Source organism: Pseudomonas sp. Pseusp18 (genome assembly GCF_059506005.1).
In genome coordinates, this window is record NZ_CP169240.1 from 483006 (window position 1) to 505716 (window position 22711).

The 22711-nt window shown below is 60.0% G+C and carries 17 protein-coding genes and 2 tRNA genes; 12 read left to right on the top strand and 7 right to left on the bottom strand.

Annotation, left to right across the window (positions count from 1 at the left end; translation table 11 throughout):
• Positions 1-12: 12 nt before the first annotated feature.
• Positions 13-99: transfer RNA gene (locus ACEN9A_RS02045), tRNA-Leu, on the bottom strand.
• A gap of 165 nt (positions 100-264) precedes the next feature.
• Positions 265-351: transfer RNA gene (locus tag ACEN9A_RS02050), tRNA-Leu, on the bottom strand.
• Positions 352-577: 226 nt separating this feature from the next.
• Between ACEN9A_RS02050 and rnr the strand changes: the two genes are divergently transcribed.
• The 11 genes from rnr (at position 578) to ACEN9A_RS02105 (ending at position 17576) form a co-directional block, all read left to right on the top strand.
• Entirely contained in the window at positions 578-3208 is a 2631-nt protein-coding gene (rnr, locus tag ACEN9A_RS02055) for a ribonuclease R (protein ID WP_258672200.1), read from the top strand.
• Positions 3205-3972, top strand: coding sequence for a 23S rRNA (guanosine(2251)-2'-O)-methyltransferase RlmB (rlmB, locus tag ACEN9A_RS02060; RefSeq protein WP_018928494.1), 768 nt, complete (start codon positions 3205-3207; stop codon positions 3970-3972). The genes rnr and rlmB overlap by 4 nt, the downstream gene beginning before the upstream one ends.
• Positions 3973-4289: 317 nt before the next feature.
• Positions 4290-4712: a 30S ribosomal protein S6 gene (gene rpsF / locus ACEN9A_RS02065; RefSeq protein ID WP_007939579.1), complete on the top strand. Its 423-nt coding sequence runs from the start codon at positions 4290-4292 to the stop codon at positions 4710-4712.
• Positions 4713-4740: 28 nt separating this feature from the next.
• Positions 4741-4971 (top strand): 30S ribosomal protein S18, encoded by a 231-nt coding sequence (gene rpsR / locus ACEN9A_RS02070; protein ID WP_002551829.1) that lies wholly within the window; start codon positions 4741-4743, stop codon positions 4969-4971.
• 36 nt (positions 4972-5007) lie between these two features.
• Entirely contained in the window at positions 5008-5901 is an 894-nt protein-coding gene (locus ACEN9A_RS02075) for a YybS family protein (protein WP_019582207.1), read from the top strand.
• Positions 5902-5920: 19 nt separating this feature from the next.
• Complete coding sequence (rplI, locus tag ACEN9A_RS02080) at positions 5921-6367, top strand: 50S ribosomal protein L9 (RefSeq protein ID WP_007939577.1); 447 nt, start codon at positions 5921-5923, stop codon at positions 6365-6367.
• 136 nt (positions 6368-6503) lie between these two features.
• On the top strand, positions 6504-7901 hold the full coding sequence (gene dnaB / locus ACEN9A_RS02085; protein ID WP_019650685.1) for a replicative DNA helicase: 1398 nt from the start codon (positions 6504-6506) through the stop codon (positions 7899-7901).
• A gap of 286 nt (positions 7902-8187) precedes the next feature.
• Positions 8188-10491 (top strand): YgiQ family radical SAM protein, encoded by a 2304-nt coding sequence (locus tag ACEN9A_RS02090; RefSeq protein ID WP_258672201.1) that lies wholly within the window; start codon positions 8188-8190, stop codon positions 10489-10491.
• A gap of 344 nt (positions 10492-10835) precedes the next feature.
• Positions 10836-14111, top strand: coding sequence for a transglutaminase family protein (locus tag ACEN9A_RS02095; protein ID WP_258672202.1), 3276 nt, complete (start codon positions 10836-10838; stop codon positions 14109-14111).
• 88 nt (positions 14112-14199) lie between these two features.
• Positions 14200-16686 (top strand): circularly permuted type 2 ATP-grasp protein, encoded by a 2487-nt coding sequence (locus ACEN9A_RS02100; protein WP_019650682.1) that lies wholly within the window; start codon positions 14200-14202, stop codon positions 16684-16686.
• Positions 16686-17576, top strand: a complete 891-nt coding sequence (locus tag ACEN9A_RS02105) for a transglutaminase family protein (RefSeq protein ID WP_019650681.1) — start codon at positions 16686-16688, stop codon at positions 17574-17576. The genes ACEN9A_RS02100 and ACEN9A_RS02105 overlap by 1 nt, the downstream gene beginning before the upstream one ends.
• A gap of 130 nt (positions 17577-17706) precedes the next feature.
• On the opposite strand, the gene ACEN9A_RS02110 is transcribed toward ACEN9A_RS02105, so the two are convergent.
• Both ACEN9A_RS02110 and ACEN9A_RS02115 read right to left on the bottom strand, forming a co-directional pair.
• On the bottom strand, positions 17707-17898 hold the full coding sequence (locus tag ACEN9A_RS02110; RefSeq protein ID WP_019650680.1) for a hypothetical protein: 192 nt from the start codon (positions 17896-17898) through the stop codon (positions 17707-17709).
• A gap of 68 nt (positions 17899-17966) precedes the next feature.
• The gene (locus ACEN9A_RS02115) at positions 17967-18554 is read right to left on the bottom strand and encodes a cytokinin riboside 5'-monophosphate phosphoribohydrolase (RefSeq protein WP_018928486.1); all 588 of its coding nucleotides are present in this window, start codon (positions 18552-18554) and stop codon (positions 17967-17969) included.
• A gap of 345 nt (positions 18555-18899) precedes the next feature.
• Here ACEN9A_RS02115 and azu point away from each other — a divergent pair, with 345 nt between their 5' ends.
• Positions 18900-19346 carry an azurin gene (gene azu / locus ACEN9A_RS02120; RefSeq protein WP_019650679.1) on the top strand — a complete coding sequence of 149 codons (447 nt, stop codon included), beginning with the start codon at positions 18900-18902 and terminating at the stop codon, positions 19344-19346.
• A gap of 71 nt (positions 19347-19417) precedes the next feature.
• Here azu and nadE read toward each other — a convergent pair whose 3' ends face one another.
• The 3 genes from nadE to ACEN9A_RS02135 all read right to left on the bottom strand — a co-directional run bounded on the left by nadE (position 19418) and on the right by ACEN9A_RS02135 (position 22642).
• Positions 19418-20245 carry an NAD(+) synthase gene (gene nadE / locus ACEN9A_RS02125; protein ID WP_019650678.1) on the bottom strand — a complete coding sequence of 276 codons (828 nt, stop codon included), beginning with the start codon at positions 20243-20245 and terminating at the stop codon, positions 19418-19420.
• 4 nt (positions 20246-20249) lie between these two features.
• A complete protein-coding gene (gene pncB, locus ACEN9A_RS02130; RefSeq protein WP_019650677.1) occupies positions 20250-21476 on the bottom strand; it encodes a nicotinate phosphoribosyltransferase in 1227 nt (408 codons plus the stop codon).
• Positions 21477-21730: 254 nt separating this feature from the next.
• Positions 21731-22642, bottom strand: a complete 912-nt coding sequence (locus ACEN9A_RS02135; RefSeq protein WP_019650676.1) for a LysR family transcriptional regulator — start codon at positions 22640-22642, stop codon at positions 21731-21733.
• Positions 22643-22711 lie beyond the last annotated feature (69 nt).

Here is a 22711-nt window from a genome sequence, read left to right on the forward strand (position 1 = left end):
TTGAATTTGAATTGGTGCCCAGAAGAAGACTCGAACTTCCACGACCTTGCGGTCACCAGCACCTGAAGCTGGCGTGTCTACCAATTTCACCATCTGGGCATGATCTTCAGCGTTGCCGCTGTTGATGTGGCGCACTATACGGAGAGCATTTTGATCTGTAAACCCCTGATTTAATTTTAATAATTCAGAAGCCTGGAATGCAAAAACCCGCTTTCGCGGGTTTTTGTGTGAGCCTTGAAATTGATCTAATCTCAAGCTCGAAATTGGTGCCCAGAAGAAGACTCGAACTTCCACGACCTTGCGGTCACCAGCACCTGAAGCTGGCGTGTCTACCAATTTCACCATCTGGGCAGTATCGGCAGCGCTAGTGCGTCGTCGATGGCGCGCACTATACGGAGCGTCTTTTTAACTGTAAACCCCTGTCATCAAAAAAACCTGGAAAATTTTACCGACGGCATTCAAATCAGCTTCGCGGTGTCGATAAAGGGCTTTAGATGGGCTGTCACAGCCTGAAATTTCCCGTTTCATTACGCCTATGCCAAACTAACCCGCATATAGACAAGGTGAAAACTCTCTAATGGCCGATTGGCAGTCCCTCGATCCCGAGGCCGCTCGTGAAGCGGAAAAATATGAAAACCCTATTCCTAGCCGCGAACTGATCCTTCAGCACCTTGCTGATCGAGGTTCGCCTGCTAACCGCGAGCAGCTGGTCGAAGAGTTTGGTCTGACCACAGAAGACCAGATCGAAGCCCTGCGCCGCCGCCTGCGCGCCATGGAGCGCGACGCTCAACTGATCTATACCCGTCGCGGCACTTATGCGCCGGTGGACAAGCTCGACCTGATCCTGGGCCGCATCAGCGGTCACCGTGACGGTTTCGGCTTCCTGGTCCCGGACGACGGCAGTGACGACCTGTTCATGAGCCCGGCGCAAATGCGCCTGGTGTTCGATGGCGACCGTGCCCTGGCACGAGTTTCCGGCCTCGACCGTCGCGGTCGCCGCGAAGGCATGATTGTCGAAGTGGTGTCCCGTGCCCACGAGAGCATCGTCGGTCGTTACTTCGAAGAGGGCGGTATCGGTTTCGTCGTCGCGGACAATCCGAAGATCCAGCAAGAAGTGCTGGTGACGCCAGGTCGCAACGCCAACGCGCAGATCGGTCAGTTCGTCGAAGTGAAGATCACTCACTGGCCGACGCCACGCTTCCAGCCGCAAGGCGACGTGGTCGAGGTGGTGGGTAACTACATGGCGCCGGGCATGGAAATCGATGTTGCCCTGCGCACCTACGATATTCCGCACGTCTGGCCTGAAGCGGTCTTGAAAGAAGCCGCCAAGCTCAAGCCTGAAGTCGAAGAGAAAGACAAAGAGAAGCGCATCGACCTGCGTCATCTGCCGTTCGTGACCATCGACGGTGAAGATGCGCGCGACTTCGATGACGCGGTCTACTGCGAAGCCAAGCCGGGCAAGCTGCGCCTGTTCTCCGGTGGCTGGAAGTTGTACGTGGCGATCGCTGACGTTTCCAGCTATGTGAAAATCGGTTCGGCGCTGGATAACGAATCCCAGGTTCGCGGCAACTCGGTGTACTTCCCCGAGCGCGTGGTGCCGATGCTGCCTGAGCAGCTGTCCAACGGCCTGTGCTCGCTGAACCCGCACGTCGATCGCCTGGCCATGGTTTGCGAGATGACTATCTCCAAATCCGGCGAAATGACCGACTACTGCTTCTACGAAGCGGTGATTCACTCCCATGCCCGCCTGACCTACAACAAGGTCAGCACCATGCTGGAGACGCCAAAAGTCACCGAAGCGCGTCAGCTGCGTGGTGAATACACCAACGTTCTGCCGCACCTCAAGCAGCTGTACTCGCTGTACAAGGTTCTGCTGGCGGCCCGTCACGTGCGTGGCGCGATCGATTTCGAAACCCAGGAAACCCGGATCATCTTCGGTTCCGAGCGCAAGATTGCCGAAATCCGTCCGACCGTTCGCAACGATGCTCACAAGCTGATTGAAGAATGCATGCTGGCGGCCAACGTGGCCACCGCCGAATTCCTGAAAAAGCACGAAATTCCTGCGTTGTATCGCGTCCACGACGGTCCGCCACCGGAGCGTCTGGAAAAACTGCGCGCCTTCCTCGGCGAGCTCGGCCTGTCCCTGCACAAAGGCAAGGACGGCCCGTCGCCGAAGGATTACCAGGCTTTGCTCGCGGGCATCAAGGATCGTCCGGATTTCCACCTGATCCAGACCGTCATGCTGCGCTCGTTGAGCCAGGCGGTGTACAGCGCCGATAACCAGGGCCACTTCGGCCTGAATTACGAAGCCTATACCCACTTCACTTCGCCGATTCGCCGCTACCCGGACTTGCTCACGCACCGGGCGATTCGCAGCGTCATCCATTCGAAAATGGACACCCCGCACGTTCGCCGTGCTGGCGCGATGACCATTCCGAAAGCGCGGATCTATCCGTACGACGAAGCGATCCTGGAGCAGCTCGGCGAGCAGTGCTCGATGAGCGAGCGTCGTGCCGACGAAGCGACCCGCGACGTAGTGAACTGGCTCAAGTGCGAGTTCATGAAAGACCGCGTGGGCGAATCGTTCCCGGGGGTGATCACCGCCGTGACCGGTTTCGGCCTGTTCGTCGAACTGACCGATATTTACGTCGAAGGCCTGGTGCACGTCACCGCGCTGCCGGGCGACTACTACCACTTCGATCCTGTACACCACCGCCTCGCCGGTGAGCGTACCGGTCGTAGCTTCCGCCTGGGCGACACTGTTGAAGTGCGCGTCATGCGCGTCGACCTCGACGAGCGCAAGATCGACTTCGAGATGGCCGAAAAAACCATCAGCGCACCGATCGGTCGCAAAAAGCGCGGCACTGAAACCGCAGCGCCTGCTATCAAAACAGCTGCCGAGCCGGTACTGGCCAAGGCCGGGCGTCGTCCTGCCAAGGAAAAGGCCGTCGAGGCCTATCGTCCGAGCGATGCGGCGGCAAAAAATGCCGAGTTGCGCAAAAGTCGTGAAATGAAACAGGCATTGCTGTCTGAAGCGAAAAGCGGCGGTAAAGCGGCGTCTGGGGGAAAGACCGGGCGGTCGGCGCCTGAAAAGGCCTCCGGCGGCAAGCCAGCCAAACCGAGCAAACACCGTAAAGGCCCGCCAAAAGCGGGTTCCGCTCCAGCCGCCAGAAGCGGCGGGGCGCGTAAACCTAAGGCCAAGTCATGAGTCAGTTGGAAAAGATCTACGGCGTGCACGCGGTAGAAGCGTTGCTGCGTCACCACCCAAAACGCGTCAAGCAGATCTGGCTGGCTGAAGGCCGCAGCGATCCGCGGGTTCAGACGCTGATCGAACTCGCTGCCGAAAATCGCGTGGCCGTCGGTCAGGCTGAGCGTCGTGAGCTGGATGCCTGGGTTGAAGGCGTGCACCAGGGCGTGGTGGCGGACGTGAGCCCGAGCCAGGTCTGGGGCGAGGCGATGCTCGACGAGCTGCTCGATCGCACCGAAGGCGCACCGTTGCTGCTGGTGCTCGACGGTGTGACCGATCCGCACAACCTCGGCGCTTGCCTGCGTTCGGCCGATGCGGCCGGCGCGCTGGCGGTGATCGTGCCGAAGGACAAATCAGCCACGCTGACCCCGACGGTTCGAAAAGTTGCTTGTGGCGCGGCGGAAGTGATTCCGTTGGTCGCCGTGACCAACCTGGCGCGCACCCTGGAAAAACTCAAGCAGCGCGGCTTGTGGGTCGTCGGTACGGCGGGCGAGGCTGAGCAGGATCTGTATCAGCAGGACCTGACGGGCCCGACCATCCTGATCATGGGTGCCGAAGGTAGCGGCATGCGCCGCCTGACTCGCGACCTTTGCGACTATTTGGTGCGCCTGCCGATGGCTGGCAGCGTCAGCAGCCTCAACGTGTCCGTCGCCACCGGCGTCTGCCTGTTCGAAGCGCTGCGCCAGCGCGGCGTCAAAGCCGCCGGGACCGCCAAAAAGTCCTGACACTCCTCTTGTAGGAGCTGTCGAGTGAAACGAGGCTGCGATATTTTGACTTTGATTTTTCGAGATCAAAAGATCGCAGCCTCGTTTCACTCGACAGCTCCTACAGTCCTACAGTCCTACAGGTGTTCGGATTTTAGTTCGGGTGATTGTTCAAATAATCACCAATTGCCTTGCACCTCCCTCGACCCTTCTCTACAATTGCGCCCCTTGCTGTGACGGCAGGCACGCATGTGTCTATCGCAAGCAAGTCCATAAGTGTCATTCACTCCTTGTCTGACCGCTTTTGAGCGGCAGGCTACAACCCGTAAGGAGCATTCATGCGTCATTACGAAATCATCTTTTTGGTCCACCCGGATCAAAGCGAGCAAGTCGGCGGCATGGTTGAGCGTTACACCAAGCTGATCGAAGAAGACGGCGGCAAAATCCACCGTCTGGAAGATTGGGGCCGTCGTCAACTGGCCTACGCAATCAACAATGTTCACAAGGCTCACTACGTGATGCTGAACGTTGAGTGCACTGGCAAGGCCCTGGCCGAGCTGGAAGACAACTTCCGCTACAACGATGCAGTGATCCGTAACCTGGTCATCCGTCGCGAAGAAGCCGTTACCGGCCAATCCGAGATGCTCAAGGCTGAAGAAAACCGCAGTGAGCGCCGTGAGCGTCGCGACCGTCCTGAGCACTCCGACGCTGAAGGCGTTGACAGTGATGACAGCGACAACAGCGATAACGCTGACGAGTAATCCACGGACCTTTTGAGGAGCCTATTACATGGCACGTTTCTTCCGTCGTCGTAAATTCTGCCGCTTCACCGCTGAAGACGTGAAAGAGATCGATTACAAAGATCTCAACACTCTGAAAGCTTACGTATCCGAGACCGGCAAAATCGTTCCAAGCCGCATCACCGGTACCAAAGCACGTTATCAGCGTCAGCTGGCCACCGCTATCAAGCGCGCCCGCTTCCTGGCCCTGCTGGCCTACACCGACAGCCACGGCCGCTGAGACCGGGCAGTCGACACGTAGCAAAGGATTGAATGCATGCGCGCCTTAGCTGAGTTCATCATGCGCGGCCGTATGCAGGCCACTCTGGTAGTGGCCGGATGCGCAACATTGCCGTTGTTGTATTGGTTGGGTGCTGCCGCTGGATGCCTTGTGCTCCTGCGGCGCGGATTGAAGGACGCCGTTGGCGTACTTGCTCTGGGACTGCTGCCGGCGTTGATCTGGTGGCTTTTCTTCGACGACCCACGGGCACTTCTGGTGCTGCTGGGGTCTTCGAGCCTTGCGTTGGTTTTGCGCGCAAGCGAGTCCTGGAACCGCGTGCTGCTGGTCAGCATAGCGATGGGATTGGTGTTTTCAGTGGTGCTGGGGGCGGCTTTTGCGCCCCAGATCGAGATGCTGGCGCAGGCTTTGATAAAAGTCATGCCGTCGCTACTCGGTGAGGTCTACCAGCAATTGTCGGTAGACGAGCAAGCGCGCTTTGCGTCCCTGATTGCACCGGTCCTGACCGGCCTGATTGCGGCCTTGTTGCAAATCGTCAGTGTGCTGAGCCTGATTGTCGGGCGCTACTGGCAGGCGTTGTTGTACAACCCGGGTGGTTTTGGTCGCGAGTTTCGCGCCATCCGAATCCCGCTGGGACCGGCGATGTTGCTGCTGGCGTTAATGCTTCTGGGGCCAAATCTTGGCCCGCAGATGGCCATGTTGACGCCGTTGTGCAGCGTACCGCTGGTGTTCGCCGGACTGGCCCTGATTCACGGGCTGGTGGCGCAAAAGCGACTGGCCAAATTCTGGCTGGTGGGGTTGTACGTCACGCTGTTGCTGTTCATGCAGCTGATCTATCCGTTGCTGGTGGTTCTGGCCATCGTCGACAGCCTGATTGATTTTCGCGGTCGTTCGGCACCGAAAGATGCCGATAGCGCGAACGGTGAAGGTTAAAAGTTAAGAGGATTTTCACATGCAACTGATCCTTCTGGAAAAAGTCACCAACCTGGGCAACCTGGGTGACAAAGTGAACGTTAAGGCTGGTTACGGTCGTAACTACCTGCTGCCATACGGCAAAGCTACCGCTGCGACCCCAGCCAACCTGGCTGCGTTCGAAGAGCGTCGCGCTGAGCTGGAAAAAGCCGCAGCAGACCGTAAAGCATCGGCTGAAAGCCGCGCCGCCCAACTGGCTGAGCTGGAAGTGACTATCACTGCCACCGCTGGTGACGAAGGCAAGCTGTTCGGTTCGATCGGCACCCACGACATCGCTGATGCACTGACCGCCTCTGGCGTTGAAGTTGCAAAAAGCGAAGTTCGTCTGCCGAACGGCACCATCCGCAACGTAGGCGAATTCGACGTAGCCGTGCACCTGCACGCCGAAGTTGAAGCCACCGTACGCGTTGTCGTGGTAGCAGCTTAAGCAGTACTTGTCGGCTGGCACCCTCGGGTGCTTGCCGGTAACATCGGGCACGATCCTGTTTACAGGTCGTGCCCTTTGTCTTTCTGCAGTTCCTGATTTTCACAACTCCTGCTTTTCCTGAATAAACCAAGTGGCCATGAACGATATCTCCGCTCCCGAGCAATACGATCTGCAAACCGCTGCCCTGAAGGTGCCGCCGCATTCCATCGAGGCCGAACAGGCCGTGCTCGGTGGTCTGATGCTGGACAACAACGCCTGGGAGCGCGTGCTCGATCAAGTCTCCGACGGCGATTTCTATCGGCATGACCACCGCCTGATCTTCCGGGCCATCGCCAAACTGGCGGACCAGAACCAGCCGATCGACGTCGTGACCCTGGCCGAGCAATTGGACAAGGAAGGTCAGACGTCCCAGGTCGGCGGTCTCGGTTACCTTGGCGAACTGGCAAAAAACACGCCGTCCGTCGCCAACATCAAGGCCTATGCCCAGATCGTTCGCGAGCGGGCAACCCTGCGCCAGTTGATCGGCATCAGTACCGAAATCGCCGACAGCGCTTTCAACCCTGAAGGCCGCACCGCCGCCGAGATTCTCGACGAGGCTGAACGGCAGATCTTCCAGATCGCCGAGGCCCGTCCGAAAACCGGCGGCCCGGTCAGCGTCAACGACCTGCTGACCAAGGCCATCGACCGCATCGACACCTTGTTCAACACCGATAACTCGATCACCGGCCTGTCCACCGGTTACACCGACCTCGACGAGAAGACCAGTGGCCTGCAACCGGCCGACCTGATCATCGTCGCCGGCCGTCCGTCCATGGGTAAAACCACCTTTGCGATGAACCTGGTGGAAAACGCCGTGCTACGCAGCGAGAAGGCTGTCCTGGTTTACTCCCTCGAGATGCCAGGCGAATCGCTGATCATGCGTATGCTGTCGTCCCTCGGTCGCATCGACCAGACCAAGGTCCGGGCCGGTCGCCTGGAAGACGACGACTGGCCGCGCCTGACGTCGGCGGTCAACCTGCTCAATGATCGCAAGTTGTTCATCGACGACACGGCGGGTATCAGCCCCTCGGAAATGCGCGCCCGGACCCGTCGTCTGGTGCGTGAGCACGGTGAGATCGGTCTGATCATGATCGACTACCTGCAACTGATGCAGATCCCGGGGTCCAGTGGTGACAACCGGACCAACGAGATTTCCGAGATCTCCCGGTCCCTGAAAGCCCTGGCCAAGGAATTCAACTGCCCGGTGGTGGCACTGTCCCAGCTCAACCGTTCCCTGGAACAACGCCCGAACAAGCGCCCGGTGAACTCCGACTTGCGGGAATCGGGAGCGATCGAGCAGGACGCCGACGTAATCATGTTCGTTTACCGGGACGAGGTGTATCACCCGGAAACCGAACACAAAGGCATTGCCGAAATCATCATCGGCAAGCAGCGGAACGGCCCGATCGGCTTTATCCGCCTGGCCTTCATCGGCAAATACACCCGATTTGAAAACCTGGCGCCGGGTAGCTACAACTTCGACGACGATGAATAACTGTGGCGAGGGCTTCTGTGGTGAGGGGGCTTGTCGGAGCGCCGCACCGCCCCGTTCGGCTGCGAAGCAGTCGTAGATCCTGAATTTGCGGTATCACAGATAAACTATGGGGGCCGCTTCGCAGCCCAACGGGGGCAAGCCCCCTCGCCACAAGGGTTATATGTAGCCCCGGGATTTTTGCGAAAACAGCTCCACCGATTTCCGACCATAGCCGTCGGAATTGGTCAAAATTTGTGCTATATTCCGCGCCCGCGAAATTCAATGAAAGCCAACACCGGTTATCGACATGCAAGCAGCCAAGCCGTTATTTGACTATCCCAAGTACTGGGCCGAATGTTTCGGGCCAGCGCCATTCCTGCCCATGAGCAGGGAGGAGATGGATCAGCTCGGCTGGGATTCCTGCGACATCATCATCGTCACCGGTGATGCCTACGTCGACCATCCGTCGTTCGGCATGGCGATCATCGGCCGGCTGCTGGAGGCCCAGGGCTTCCGCGTCGGGATCATCGCGCAGCCGAACTGGCAGTCCAAAGACGATTTCATGAAGCTTGGCGAGCCGAACCTGTTTTTCGGTGTCGCGGCCGGCAACATGGACTCGATGATCAACCGCTACACCGCCGACAAGAAAATCCGTTCCGACGACGCCTACACCCCCGGTGGCCTGGCGGGCAAACGTCCGGACCGCGCGAGTCTGGTTTACAGCCAGCGCTGCAAGGAAGCCTACAAGCACGTACCGATTGTGCTCGGCGGCATCGAAGCCTCCCTGCGCCGCATCGCCCACTACGATTACTGGCAGGATCGGGTGCGCAACTCGATCCTGATCGACGCCTGCGCCGACATCCTGCTCTACGGCAACGCCGAGCGTGCGATCGTCGAAGTCGCCCAGCGCCTGTCCTACGGTCACAAGATCGAAGACATCACCGATGTTCGCGGTACCGCGTTCATTCGTCGTGATACGCCGCAAGGCTGGTACGAAGTCGACTCCACGCGCATCGACCGTCCGGGCAAGATCGACAAGATCATCAACCCGTACGTGAACACCCAAGACACTCAGGCTTGCGCAATCGAGCAGGAAAAGGGACCGGTCGAAGATCCGGAAGAAGCCAAGGTCGTACAGATCCTGGCCAGCCCGAAAATGACTCGCGACAAGACCGTCATTCGTCTGCCATCGGTTGAAAAAGTCCGTGGCGATGCGGTGCTTTACGCTCACGCCAACCGCGTGCTGCACCTGGAAACCAACCCGGGCAACGCCCGCGCTCTGGTGCAAAAGCACGGCGAAGTCGACGTCTGGTTCAACCCGCCACCGATTCCGATGACCACCGAAGAAATGGACTACGTGTTCGGCATGCCCTATGCGCGCATTCCGCACCCGGCGTACGGCAAGGAAAAGATCCCGGCCTACGAGATGATCCGTTTCTCGGTGAACATCATGCGTGGCTGCTTTGGTGGCTGCACCTTCTGCTCGATTACCGAGCACGAAGGCCGGATCATCCAGAACCGTTCCGAAGAGTCGATCATTCGCGAAATCGAAGAGATCCGCGACAAGGTCCCGGGCTTCACCGGCGTCATTTCCGACCTCGGCGGCCCGACCGCGAACATGTACCGCATCGCCTGCAAGACCCCGGAAATCGAATCCGCGTGCCGCAAGCCTTCATGCGTGTTCCCAGGCATTTGCCCGAACCTCAACACCGATCACTCGTCGCTGATCCAGCTCTATCGCAGCGCCCGGGCCTTGCCGGGTGTGAAGAAGATCCTGATCGCCTCCGGCCTGCGCTACGACCTCGCGGTCGAGTCGCCGGAGTACGTCAAGGAGCTGGTGACCCACCACGTCGGTGGTTACCTGAAGATCGCCCCGGAACACACCGAGGAAGGTCCGCTCAACCAGATGATGAAACCGGGCATCGGCAGCTATGACAAGTTCAAGCGCATGTTCGAGAAGTACACCAAGGAAGCCGGGAAAGAGCAGTACCTGATTCCGTACTTCATCGCCGCTCACCCGGGCACCACCGACGAAGACATGATGAACCTGGCCCTGTGGCTCAAGGGCAACGGTTTCCGTGCCGACCAGGTGCAGGCGTTCTACCCGTCGCCGATGGCCACCGCCACCGCGATGTACCACTCGGGCAAGAACCCGCTGCGCAAGGTCACTTACAAGAGCGACGGCGTGACCATCGTCAAGAGCGAAGAGCAGCGCCGCCTGCACAAAGCGTTCTTGCGTTATCACGACCCGAAAGGCTGGCCGATGCTGCGTGAAGCGCTGACCCGCATGGGCCGCGCCGACCTGATCGGGCCGGGCAAGAACCAGTTGATCCCGTTGCATCAGCCCGCGACCGACAGCTACCAGAGCGCCCGTCGCAAGAACTCGACGCCGGCCGGCAGCCACAAAGTGGCCAAGGAAACGACCACCAAGATCCTGACCCAGCACACCGGCCTGCCACCGCGTGCCAGCGATGGCGGCAACCCGTGGGACAAGCGTGAACAGGCCAAGGCGGCGGCATTCGCCCGCAACCAGCAGGCGGCCAAGGAGCGCAAGGACGCGGCCAAAGGCAAGGGGCCGAAGCCTGCGCGCAAGCCGGTTGTACCGCGCTAAACGTCGCTTGAGCTGAACAGAACGCCAACCTTCGGGTTGGCGTTCTGCGTTTCAGGAACAACGAATCTCATTGTGGCGAGGGAGCTTGCTCCCGTTCGGCTGCGAAGCAGTCGTCAGTTTTTTAGGGCCGCTGCGCGCCCCAGCGGGAGCAAGCTCCCTCGCCACAGAGACCGCGTACATTCACGTCCTCGCCACATTTGCGTGCAACTGCGCCAAACCAATTTCCCGCATCGCCCGATTTTGGTGCTGTACTGCCTCAAGCAATTGGAGAAAGCGCCAACGCCGCTGTCTGGCATAAGTCTTGCGCGCTTTCCTATAAGTTTAAGGCTCGCAGGAGGCACGCCGTGTCGATTCATGTCGCATTGCATCACGTCACGCATTACCGCTACGACCGCGCCGTCGAGCTCGGTCCGCAGATCGTTCGCCTGCGTCCGGCTGCCCACAGCCGCACGCGGATACTGTCCTATGCGCTGAAGGTCTCGCCCGAGCAGCATTTCATCAACTGGCAACAAGACCCTCAGGGCAATTACCTGGCGCGGTTGGTGTTCCCGGAGAAAACCGATGAACTGAGGATCGAGGTCGACCTGCTGGCCGAGATGGCAGTCTTCAATCCCTTCGACTTCTTCCTCGAGCCCTACGCCGAGAAGATCCCTTTCGCCTATGCAGCGGATGAGCGCAAAGAGCTGGCGCCGTACCTGGAAACCTTGCCCCTGACGCCGACATTCAAGGCCTATCTGGACGGCATCGACCGCACGCCGCTGCCCAGCGTGGATTTCCTCGTCGCACTCAACCAGCGCCTGAGCGAAGACATCGGTTACCTGATTCGTATGGAGCCGGGCGTACAGACCCCGGAATACACCCTCGAGCATGCTTCCGGCTCCTGCCGCGACTCGGCGTGGTTGTTGGTGCAGTTGCTGCGCAACCTCGGCCTGGCGGCGCGATTCGTTTCCGGTTACCTGATTCAGCTGACCGCCGACGTCAAAAGCCTCGACGGTCCCTCGGGCACTGAAGTGGATTTCACTGACCTGCATGCCTGGTGCGAAGTCTATTTGCCCGGTGCAGGCTGGATCGGCCTGGACGCGACCTCGGGGTTGTTTGCCGGTGAAGGACACATTCCGTTGGCGTGCAGTCCCGACCCATCCTCTGCGGCACCGATCAGTGGTTTGGTGGAACCGTGCGAGTGCGAATTCACCCACGAAATGTCGGTCGAGCGGATTTGGGAAGCGCCAAGGGTTACCAAACCCTACACCGAAGACCAATGGCTGGCGATTCAGGCGTTGGGCCGGCAGATCGATGCCGATTTGCTCGAAGGCGACGTGCGCCTGACCATGGGCGGTGAGCCGACATTCGTTTCCATTGATGACCCGGACGGCGCCGAGTGGAACACCGCCGCGCTCGGGCCAGACAAGCGGCGCCTCTCCGCCGAACTGTTCCAGCGCATGCGCAAGCATTACGCGCCCAAGGGCCTGGTGCATTTCGGTCAGGGCAAGTGGTACCCCGGCGAGCAACTGCCGCGCTGGTCGCTGAACTGCTATTGGCGCCGCGATGGCGTGCCGATCTGGCATAACAGCGCGCTGATTGCCGATGAGCAGGAAGATTACGGCGCCGATGGTGAACTGGCCGGGCGTTTTCTGGCGAGCGTCGCCGAACGCTTGAAAATTCCGACACGCTTCGTGTTCCCGGCCTACGAAGACAATTTCTATTACCTCTGGCGTGAAGGCGCCTTACCGCAGAACGTCAGCGCTGAAGACTCACGCCTGGAAGAACCTTTGGAGCGTGCGCGCCTGCGCAAAGTCTTCAGTCAAGGCCTGGACAAGGTCATCGGTCAGGTCCTGCCGCTGGCGCGCACCGCCAAGGGCGATCAATGGCAGAGCGGTCGCTGGTACCTGCGCGAGGAACACTGCCGGTTGGTGCCGGGGGATTCGCCACTGGGGTATCGCTTGCCGCTCGGTTCGCAGCCTTGGGTGAAAGCCGCGGAGTACCCGTTCATTCACCCCACGGACCCGAATCAGGATTTCCCGGCGCTGCCGGACACCGAGCAGCTACAGAATCACGCTCAACCGAAAACGGCCGACGAACGTGTACCCGAGATCGACCAGTCCGCCGACTGGCTGACCCGCACCGCGTTCTGCGCCGAAGCACGTGAAGGTCGGTTGTACCTGTTCATGCCGCCACTGGAGCGGGTCGAGGACTACCTGGAGCTGGTCGCCGCCATCGAAGCCACCGCCGAGGAACTGCATTGCCCGGTATTGCTGGAAGGCTATGAACCGCCGAGCGATCCGCGCCTGAGCAACTTCCGCATTACCCCGGATCCGGGCGTGATCGAGGTCAACGTCCAGCCGTCCGCCACCTGGGACGAGTTGGTGGAACGCACCGAGTTTCTTTATGAAGAGGCGCGCCAGACCCGGCTGACCACCGAGAAGTTCATGATCGATGGCCGGCACACCGGCACCGGCGGCGGCAACCATTTCGTCCTGGGTGGCGCGACCCCGGCTGACTCACCGTTTCTGCGCCGTCCTGACCTGCTGCGCAGCCTGATCAGCTACTGGCATAACCACCCATCCCTGTCCTACCTGTTTTCCGGGCTGTTCATCGGTCCGACATCCCAGGCACCGCGGGTGGACGAAGCGCGCAATGATTCGCTGTATGAGCTGGAAATCGCCTTCGCCCAGATGCCGACGCCAGGCGAAGAATGCCCGCCATGGCTGGTGGATCGCTTGCTTCGCAATTTGCTGATCGACGTGACCGGCAACACCCACCGCGCCGAGTTCTGCATCGACAAGCTCTATTCACCGGACGGCGCCACCGGACGCCTCGGCTTGCTGGAACTGCGAGCCTTTGAAATGCCGCCCCATGCACGCATGAGCCTGGCTCAGCAGTTGTTGTTGCGGGCGCTGGTGGCGCGGTTCTGGCGCGAGCCTTATGCGCCGCCGAAACTGGCGCGCTGGGGCACCGAACTGCACGACCGGTTCCTGCTGCCGCACTTTATCGAGCAGGATTTCGCCGATGTGATCGTCGACCTGAATGCCGCCGGTTATCCGGTGCGGGCAGAGTGGTTCGCGGCGCATCTGGAGTTCCGTTTTCCCAAGGTCGGCGACTACGCCGTCAGCGGCATCGAGCTGGAATTGCGTCAGGCGCTGGAGCCCTGGCATGTGTTGGGCGAAGAGGGCAGCGCGGGCGGTACGGTGCGTTATGTGGATTCGTCCCTGGAACGTTTGCAGGTCAAGCTGACGGGGTTGGCGCCGCAACGTTATCTGCTGACCTGCAATGGCATCCCGGTGCCGTTACAACCTACCGGTCGGGTCGGCGAGTTCGTCGCCGGTGTACGTTTCCGTGCCTGGCAACCGTACAACTGTCTGCAACCGACTATCCCGGTCCACGCACCGCTGGTGTTCGACTTGCTCGACACCTGGATGGGGCGCTCGCTGGGCGGTTGTCAGTACCACGTCGCCCATCCGGGCGGGCGCAACTACGACAGCCTGCCGGTGAACGCCAATGAGGCCGAGAGCCGGCGGATGGCGCGTTTCTTCCGCGTCGGACACTCGCCAGGGAAACTTCCGATACCGAATCTGGAAATCAACGACGAGCTGCCGATGACGCTCGATTTACGACGTTTTTAAACCGTACGCGACGCTCGGATTTTTCGTCTATCCGGGCGTCATGAGCCTGCGTTAGTCTGACCGTTCTTTGCTGTCTGCCGAGCTTTCCATGCCTGACCTGCTTGACCGCTACCCGTTGACCGCGGGCACCTATCACGAACTGCTCGACAACAGCGGCGCCGTGCGCCCGCACTGGCGGCGGCTGTTCGATCAATTGCAACGCAGCACGCCAGCGCAACTGGTGCAGCGTCAGGCGCTGCTGACCCGGCAGATTCAGGAAAACGGCGTGACCTACAATGTCTACGCCGACCCCAAGGGCGCCGATCGGCCGTGGGAGCTGGATTTGTTGCCTCATGTGATTGCAGCCGATGAGTGGCAGCAGTTATCGGCCGGGATCGCTCAACGGGCGCGTTTGCTCAATGCTGTGCTGGCGGACCTGTACGGTCCTCAACGCTTGATCGCCGAAGGCCTGCTGCCGGCTGAACTGGTGTTCGGTCATAACAACTTCCTCTGGCCTTGCCAGGGCATTGCCCCGCCCGACGGGGCTTTTCTGCATCTGTATGCGGTGGATCTGGCGCGCACGCCTGACGGTCGCTGGTGGGTGACCGCCGACCGCACTCAAGCGCCATCCGGTGCCGGTTACGCCCTGGAAAACCGCACCATCGTGTCCCGAGCGTTCCCCGAGTTGTACCGCGACTTGAAGGTGCGGCACCTGTCCGGGTTCTTCCGCACACTTCAGGAAACACTCGCCCGGCAGGCGCCGAGCGACGATGAAGCGCCACTGGTGGTCCTGCTGACACCGGGGCGTTTCAATGAAAGCTATTTCGAGCACTTGTACCTGGCTCGTCAGCTCGGTTATCCACTGGTGGAAGGCGGTGATCTGACCGTCCGTGATGCCACGGTGTACCTGAAGACCTTGAGCGGGCTGCGTCGGGTTCACGCGATCATGCGTCGGCTCGACGATGATTTCTGCGACCCGCTGGAGCTGCGCACCGACTCGGCCCTTGGCGTGCCGGGGCTGCTCGAAGCGGTGCGTCAGGGCCGGGTGTTGGTGGCCAACGCCCTCGGCAGCGGTGTGCTGGAGTCGCCGGGTTTGCTGGGCTTCCTGCCGAGAATCAATCAATTCCTGTTCGGCGAAGAATTGATCCTGCCGTCCATCGCAACCTGGTGGTGCGGCGAAGCGCCGGTGCTGGCCCAGGCCTTGGAGAAACTGCCGGAACTGTTGATCAAACCAGCATTTCCGTCGCAGAGCTTCGCACCGGTGTTTGGGCGTGATTTGAGTGAAAAACAGCGCCAGGCTCTGGCCGAGCGCATGCAGGCACGGCCTTATGCCTATGTTGCGCAAGAATTGGCGCAACTGTCCCAGGCGCCGATCTGGCAGGCCGAAGGCGGACAGTTGCAACCGCGAGCCATCGGCATGCGCGTGTATGCGGTGGCCAGTCGGGAGGGTTATCGAGTGCTGTCCGGTGGCCTGACCCGGGTTGCCGCCGAGGCCGATGCCGAAGCGGTGTCGATGCAGCGCGGCGGTGCGAGCAAGGACACCTGGGTATTGGGCGATCACCCGCCCAGCGGCGAACAATGGAAAGCCCAGCGCAACATTGGCGTTCACGATCTGGTGCGCCGTGATCCGTATCTGCCATCGCGGGTGGTCGAGAATCTGTTCTGGTTCGGCCGTTACTGCGAGCGCTGCGATGACAGCGCGCGGCTACTGAGGGTCATGCTCGCGCGCTATGTCGATGGCGATGACCCGCAAGCCCTGGAGGCGGCGGTCGATCTCGGTGAACGCCTGAATCTGTTGCCGGAGGAGGGTGAGTTGCCGGAACGATTGCTGGCGGCGCTGCTCGGCGATGATTGGCCGTTCAGCCTGCGCTCCAATCTGCAGCGTTTGCAGTGGGCGGCGTCGCAAGTACGCGGCAAGCTCTCGCGAGAGAACTGGCAAGCGCTGGTGGAGTTGCAGCGCGAGGCTATGGGGCTGGAAACCGAAGAGCCGGATTTCGGCGAGTTGCTGGACTTCCTCAATCGGTTGGTGATGTCGCTGGCGGCGCTGTCCGGTTTTGCCCTCGACGACATGACCCGGGATGAGGGCTGGCGTTTCCTGATGATCGGTCGGCGAATCGAACGGCTGCAATTTCTCAGCGGCAGTCTGGCGGCGTTTTTGCGCGGCGCAGGGGCTTTCGATCAGGCCGGGCTGGAGTGGCTGCTGGAACTGGGTAACAGCAGCATCACCTACCGATCGCGGTACCTGGCGGTGGCGCAATTGATCCCGGTGCTCGACCTGCTGCTGCTCGACGAGCAGAACCCGCACGCGGTGCTGTTCCAGTTGAAACTGGTGACCCGTACGTTGAAGCGCTTGAACGACGACTTCGGCGCGCCGCGCGAAACGGGTCTGCTGCAGTTGGTGGAGCGGCTGGTGCACTTCGATCTGGGCTGCCTGGAGAACTCGCTGTTCGGCGAGGCCAGTGTTCACGCCGCCTTAGAGGGGCTGGCAGATCTGCTGCAAGAGATCGCCGATGCCAGCGGACAGGTGTCGGATCGCCTGGCCTTGCGCCATTTCGCCCATGTCGATGATGTCAGCCAGCGCACGGTGTCCGTCTGATGAGTGCCCATTACCAGATTTTCCACGACACCCATTATCACTACGACAGCCCGGTATCCCTGGCCCAGCAACTGGCGCACCTGTGGCCGCGCGCCTGTGCCTGGCAGCGCTGTACCGAACAGCAGTTGCAGATCAGTCCCCAGCCGACTTCACGCCGGGATGAGCTGGATGTGTTCGGCAATCCGCTGACCCGGTTGGCGTTCGAGCGCCCCCACGATGAGTTGCTGGTCAACGCTCGGCTCACCGTCGAAGTGCTGGAACGGCCGTCACTGGACTTCAATCAATCACCGGCCTGGGAAGCGACCTGCAACGCGCTGACCTACAGCAGTCAGCCACTCTCGCCTGCGTTGCTGGAAGCCTGCCGTTATCGGTTCGAATCGCCCTACGTGCATTTGAAGCGCAGTTTCGTCGAGTTCTCCGAAAGTTGCTTTCCTGCTGGCCGGCCATTGCTGCTGGGTGTTCAAGCGTTGATGGAGAAGATCTTCAGCGAGTTCACCTTCGACGCCGAGGCGACCCAAGTGGCGACGCCGTTGGTGGAAGTGCTGGAGAGGCGTCGTGGGGTTTGCCAGGACTTCGCGCATTTGATGCTCGCTTGCCTGCGCTCCCGTGGGTTGGCGGCGCGGTACGTCAGCGGCTATCTGCTGACACAGCCCCCACCGGGCCAGCCACGGCTGATCGGCGCCGATGCGTCGCATGCGTGGGTGTCGGTGTTTTGCCCGGTGCTGGGTTGGGTGGATTTTGACCCGACCAACAATGTGCAACCGGCGCTGGAGCACATCACCCTGGCCTGGGGCCGGGATTTTTCCGATGTGTCGCCGTTGCGTGGGGTGATTCTGGGCGGCGGCAGCCATGATCCCGAAGTTCGGGTGACAGTGATGCCATTGGAGTAGCGCAGACCCCACGTGGGTATGTGTTTTTTTGGAGGAAGGTTTCAATTTGGCCTGTGAGGGTCAGCAACATCGTTGCTGACCCTGGACACAGATCCGGTGGGCCTGATCAGATCATCGGGCCCGGAGGGTCTCAGGCGTCGGGCGCCTGATCTTTCGGTGCTTCAGCATCATCTTCTGCCGCCACTTCACCTTCTGCATCCGGGTTCAGTGCTGCTGCTTCTTCTTCAGCTGTAGCTTTCTTGCGCTGAAGCTTTTCCTCTTTCTTCTGCTCCTTGGCCAAGTCTCTCTGACGTTTGGCGAAGGAATAATTAGGTTTAGCCATGGGCGATCCTCTGGGGTCGAAGGTGAGGTTGAGCGGCGCATATTCTGCCCTGTATCGGCACCGAGCCGTTAGCTGGGTTTTTGCTCGGTCCATTTTGGCGGTACCGAGGGTTGCCAGGCGTCCAGTGCATCGAGCAGGGTTTGCGGTGATTCGCTCATTTGCAGCATGTCACGGTGCTGCCCGCGAACGAAGCCTTCGCCGACGATATGATCGAGAAAAGACGTCAACTTGCTGTAGAAACCGTTCACTTCCAGCAAACCCAGCGGTTTGCCGTGATAACCGAGCTGGCCCCAGGTCCAGACTTCGAACAGCTCTTCCAGCGTGCCCAGACCGCCGGGCAAGGCAATGAAGGCATCGCTGAGCTCGGCCATTCGCGCCTTGCGCGCATGCATGCCGTCGACCACTTCCAGGCGGGTCAGGCCGCTGTGGCCGATTTCCTTGTCCTTGAGGCTCTGCGGAATGATCCCGATCACTTCGCCACCGGCCGCCAGTGCGGCATCAGCCACAATCCCCATCAGCCCGACAGCGCCGCCGCCATAGACCAGGGTCAGCTTGCGCTCGGCCAATGCTCGCCCCAGGGCGACAGCCGCTTCACGATAAGCCGGATTGGTGCCGGTGCTGGCACCGCAAAATACACAAACGGACGTTAAAGACATGCCTTACTCCATGGTCAACCAGGACCACAGAGTAAAGGCAGGCTCGCATCGTTCCAAGGGTTAAACCGCGCGTTCAGGTGTTTCGTAAGTGCCACTGGCGCCACAGGCGTAGGCGGCCAACAAACTGCTCAACAAGCTGCTGAAAGACATGACAGGCGCTCCAGGTGAGTAATGATGGCGCTGATGATAGGGCCGTCCCAGACGTCTGGCTGGTAGATTGTTTCGATGGGTGTCATAGCCCGAAAGTTGTATACAATTTTTGATTCAGGTCATAGGAACTTGCGAAGATTTCAGGCAGTCTTCTGTCCATTCGCACTTTTGTTAACCCTGCCTTGGAGATTCACCATGTTTGCCAAACTTGTTGCGGTATCCCTGCTGACACTGGCCAGCAGCCAATTGATGGCTGCTGAGTGCAAAACGACCATCGACTCCACCGATCAGATGTCCTTCAACACCAAGGCCATTGAAATCGACAAAAGCTGCAAGACCTTCACCGTTGAACTGACCCACTCCGGCAGCCTGCCGAAAAACGTCATGGGCCATAACCTGGTGATCAGCAAAGAGGCTGACATGCAGCCGATCGCCACCGACGGCCTGTCGGCTGGCATCGACAAGAATTACCTGAAAGAAGGTGATACCCGCGTCATCGCTCACACCAAAGTCATTGGCGCTGGCGAAAAGGATTCTGTGACGTTCGATGTGTCGAAGCTCAATGCAGCCGAAAAATACGGCTTCTTCTGCTCGTTCCCGGGCCACATCTCGATGATGAAAGGCACGGTTACACTGAAGTAATCGATTCAAACGCATAAAAAAAGCGTCCACCCGGGACGCTTTTTTTGTGCTCATTTCTACAGGGGACAGAATCAAGGCGCGAACGGCATCACACGCTTGTGATGAGTCTTCTTGTACGTATCACAAATGATCTTGAACGCTTCTTCGCGCACCGGTTCGCCGTGCAGGAAGGCGTCGATCTCGGCGTAGGTCACGCCGTGGGACGCTTCGTCCGGTTTGCCCGGCGACAGGTCTTCGAGGTCGGCGGTCGGGGTTTTTTCCACCAGCGACTCCGGCGCGCCAAAGCTGCGGGCAATTGCCCGGACCTGGTTTTTCACCAGGCCGCTCAGCGGTGCGAGGTCGCAGGCACCGTCACCGAATTTGGTGAAGAAACCCATCACGGCTTCTGCCGCGTGGTCGGTGCCGATCACCAGGCCATGAGCCGCGCCAGCGATGGTGTATTGCGCGACCATGCGCATCCGCGCCTTGGTATTGCCCAATACGAAATCCACCGAGACTGCCTCCTTGCCTTCGAAGGCTGCCACTTCACTGGCCAGGGATTTGACTGCCGGGCCGATGTTCACCGTGTGGCGTTCGTCAGGGGCGATGAAGTCCACCGAGGCCTGGGCGTCGTGTTCATCGAACTGCGTCTGGTACGGCAGGCGCACGGCGATGAACTTGTAGCGGTTATCACCGGTACGTTCACGCAGTTCACGTACGGCGCGTTGGGCCAGCAGGCCGGCGGTCAGGGAGTCGACGCCGCCGCTGATACCGAGCACCAGGGCCTTGAGCCCGGAATTGACCAGGCAATCCTGAATGAAGGTGATTCGCCGGGCGACTTCAGCCTCAAGGGCGAGTTGATCCACAAACGGCGGTTGGACCTTGAGCTGTTCAGCAATCTCACGCTGTACGGCTTGCATGAATTCACTCCTTGCTTGATGTACTGGAAAGGGTGGCAGGTACTTGGAAAACGTGTCGCAAATAGGCGACGAAATTCGGGTCTTTGCAGTGAGTCTTGCCAGGCTCATCAGAAATCTTGGCCACCGGTTGGCCGTTGCATGCGGTCATTTTAAGCACGATGCTCATCGGTTCGACACCCGGAATGTCACAGGTCAGGTTAGTGCCGATACCGAAACTGACATTGATCCGACCGCGCAACGCCCGAAAAATCTCCAGGGACTTGGGCAACGTCAGGCTGTCGGAAAACACCAGGGTCTTGCTCATCGGGTCGATGCCCAGCTTGTGGTAGTGGGCGATGGCCTTTTCCGCCCAGAGCACCGGGTCACCGGAGTCGTGACGCAAGCCGTCGAAGAGCTTGGCAAAGAACAGGTCGAAATCGCCGAGAAACGCATCGGAAGTGATGCAGTCGGTCAGGGCGATCCCCAGCAGGCCACGGTACTCGCGGACCCAGCAGTCGAGGGCGGCGATCTGGCTGTCGATCAGCCGCGGACCGAGTTGCTGGTGGGCCATGATCCATTCGTGGGCCATGGTGCCCAGCGGCTTCATGTCCAGCTCGCGGGACAGGTGCACGTTGCTGGTGCCGACGAAACGACCGGGGAAGTCGTGCTTGAGCACGTTCACCACTTCTTCCTGCACGCGATACGAGAAGCGTCGGCGAGTGCCGAAATCGGCTACCTGCAACTCGGACAATTCGTCGGTGCTGGCGTTGGCGGTCAACCAGTCGAACTTGCGATAGAGCTGCTCGCGGGCCTGTTCCAGGACGATTTCCCGGTAGCGATAGCGGTTGCGCACTTCGCTGACCATGGCCAGCAACGGCACTTCGAACAGAATCACGTGCAGCCACGGCCCGCGCAGGCGGATGAACAACTCGCCGTTTTCAATGCCGGTGTGGATATAGCGCAGATTGAAACGGAACAGTCCGAGAAAGCGCAGAAAGTCCGGTTTCAGGAAGCTGATGCGCTCCAGGAAGCTCAACTGATCGGCGCTCAGGCTCAACTCGGCCAGGCGCTCGATCTGGAAACGGATCTCCGCCAGGTACGGGCGCAGATCCTCGCTGTTACGGCAACGAAACTCCCATTCGACTTCCACGTTAGGGTAGTTGTGCAGCACCGCCTGCATCATCGTCAATTTGTAGAAGTCGGTGTCGAGCAGGTTCTGCACGATGCGATCGGCAAACACACTCTCGCTCATAACGGGTCTCCAGGCGGGTCGCGGCCCGTGGCGGCGACGTTGCAGCTGTTTCAATGAATGGGGCTAGTGGCGCATATCAGCGGTGAGGATTGCCAGCAATTTTTTGTGGCGAGGGGGCTTGCCCCCGTTCGGCTGCGCAGCAGTCGTAAATTCGGCATGCACGATCTGTCTGAGGGGCCACTATTGCAGGTTTTGGGGTCGCTACGCGACCCAACGGGGGCAAGCCCCCTCGCCACAGAGTTTTGCGTGATATTTCAATTTTGCGGTGCATCCGGATTATCCGTCCGCTCCAGCATCCACTTCACAAAATCCCGCACCTTGGGCACTTCCGCCGAATGCTCCGGATACGCCAGGTAATAGGCGTCGGTGCTGGGCATTGCATGCTGCCAGGGAATGACCAGTTTGCCGTCGGCCAATTCCTCTTCCACCAGAAACTTCGGCAACAGCGCCACGCCGCAGCCGACCTGGGCGGCGCGGATGCACATATAGAACGTTTCGAAACGCGGGCCGTGGTAGCTGTGTTCGGTGTGGTAGCCCTGACTGTCGAACCAGTCGTGCCAGGCCTGGGGCCGGGAGGCGTTTTGCAGCAGGACCAGGTCGGTGAGTTGGGTCGGATCGGTGAACGGTGTGTCCGGCAGACTGCCGGGGGCACACACAGGAACAAGCTCTTCGCCGAACAGCTTCAGGCATTCGGTGCCGGGCCGTGAGCCCTGGCCGAAGTAGAACGCCAGGTCGCTGCGGCCTTGCAGCAGATCGTCGGCTTCCTGCTCGCTGCACAGGTCCAGATGAATTGATGGATGACGCAGGCGCCAGCCTTTCAAGCGTGGCACCAGCCAGCGCGCGCCGAAGGTCGGAGGCGTGGAGACGCGCAAGACTTCGGTGTCACCGCCGTAGGAGCGCAGGTAATGGGTCGACATTTCGACTTGGGTGAGGATTTTTCGCACCTCCACCAAATACAAATCGCCGGCGGGGGTCATTTGCAGGCGTCGGCGCACCCGGCGGAACAGCAGGTGCTGCAACAACTCTTCGAGTTGCGCGACCTGTTTGCTCACGGCGCTCTGGGTCAGGTTCAGCTCTTCGGCGGCGCGGGTGAAGCTCAAATGCCGGGTCACGGCCTCGAAACACTGCAGCGCAGTGATCGACGGCAAGTAGCGTTTATTCAGCATCGGTTCTCCTTGTTCTTGTCTCTCTACGTGGCACGCGTGTTACCGGTAGATTCGCAGCATGAATAAACG

Excerpts from the sequence above, each read along its gene's own strand:
- rnr (WP_258672200.1), top strand. The coding sequence starts at position 578 with ATGGCCGATTGGCAGTCCCTCGATCCCGAGGCCGCTCGTGAAGCGGAA.
- rlmB (WP_018928494.1), top strand. The coding sequence starts at position 3,205 with ATGAGTCAGTTGGAAAAGATCTACGGCGTGCACGCGGTAGAAGCGTTG.
- rpsF (WP_007939579.1), top strand. The coding sequence starts at position 4,290 with ATGCGTCATTACGAAATCATCTTTTTGGTCCACCCGGATCAAAGCGAG.
- rpsR (WP_002551829.1), top strand. The coding sequence starts at position 4,741 with ATGGCACGTTTCTTCCGTCGTCGTAAATTCTGCCGCTTCACCGCTGAA.
- ACEN9A_RS02075 (WP_019582207.1), top strand. The coding sequence starts at position 5,008 with ATGCGCGCCTTAGCTGAGTTCATCATGCGCGGCCGTATGCAGGCCACT.
- rplI (WP_007939577.1), top strand. The coding sequence starts at position 5,921 with ATGCAACTGATCCTTCTGGAAAAAGTCACCAACCTGGGCAACCTGGGT.
- dnaB (WP_019650685.1), top strand. The coding sequence starts at position 6,504 with ATGAACGATATCTCCGCTCCCGAGCAATACGATCTGCAAACCGCTGCC.
- ACEN9A_RS02090 (WP_258672201.1), top strand. The coding sequence starts at position 8,188 with ATGCAAGCAGCCAAGCCGTTATTTGACTATCCCAAGTACTGGGCCGAA.
- ACEN9A_RS02100 (WP_019650682.1), top strand. The coding sequence starts at position 14,200 with ATGCCTGACCTGCTTGACCGCTACCCGTTGACCGCGGGCACCTATCAC.
- ACEN9A_RS02105 (WP_019650681.1), top strand. The coding sequence starts at position 16,686 with ATGAGTGCCCATTACCAGATTTTCCACGACACCCATTATCACTACGAC.
- ACEN9A_RS02110 (WP_019650680.1), bottom strand. The coding sequence starts at position 17,898 with ATGGCTAAACCTAATTATTCCTTCGCCAAACGTCAGAGAGACTTGGCC.
- ACEN9A_RS02115 (WP_018928486.1), bottom strand. The coding sequence starts at position 18,554 with ATGTCTTTAACGTCCGTTTGTGTATTTTGCGGTGCCAGCACCGGCACC.
- azu (WP_019650679.1), top strand. The coding sequence starts at position 18,900 with ATGTTTGCCAAACTTGTTGCGGTATCCCTGCTGACACTGGCCAGCAGC.
- nadE (WP_019650678.1), bottom strand. The coding sequence starts at position 20,245 with ATGCAAGCCGTACAGCGTGAGATTGCTGAACAGCTCAAGGTCCAACCG.
- pncB (WP_019650677.1), bottom strand. The coding sequence starts at position 21,476 with ATGAGCGAGAGTGTGTTTGCCGATCGCATCGTGCAGAACCTGCTCGAC.
- ACEN9A_RS02135 (WP_019650676.1), bottom strand. The coding sequence starts at position 22,642 with ATGCTGAATAAACGCTACTTGCCGTCGATCACTGCGCTGCAGTGTTTC.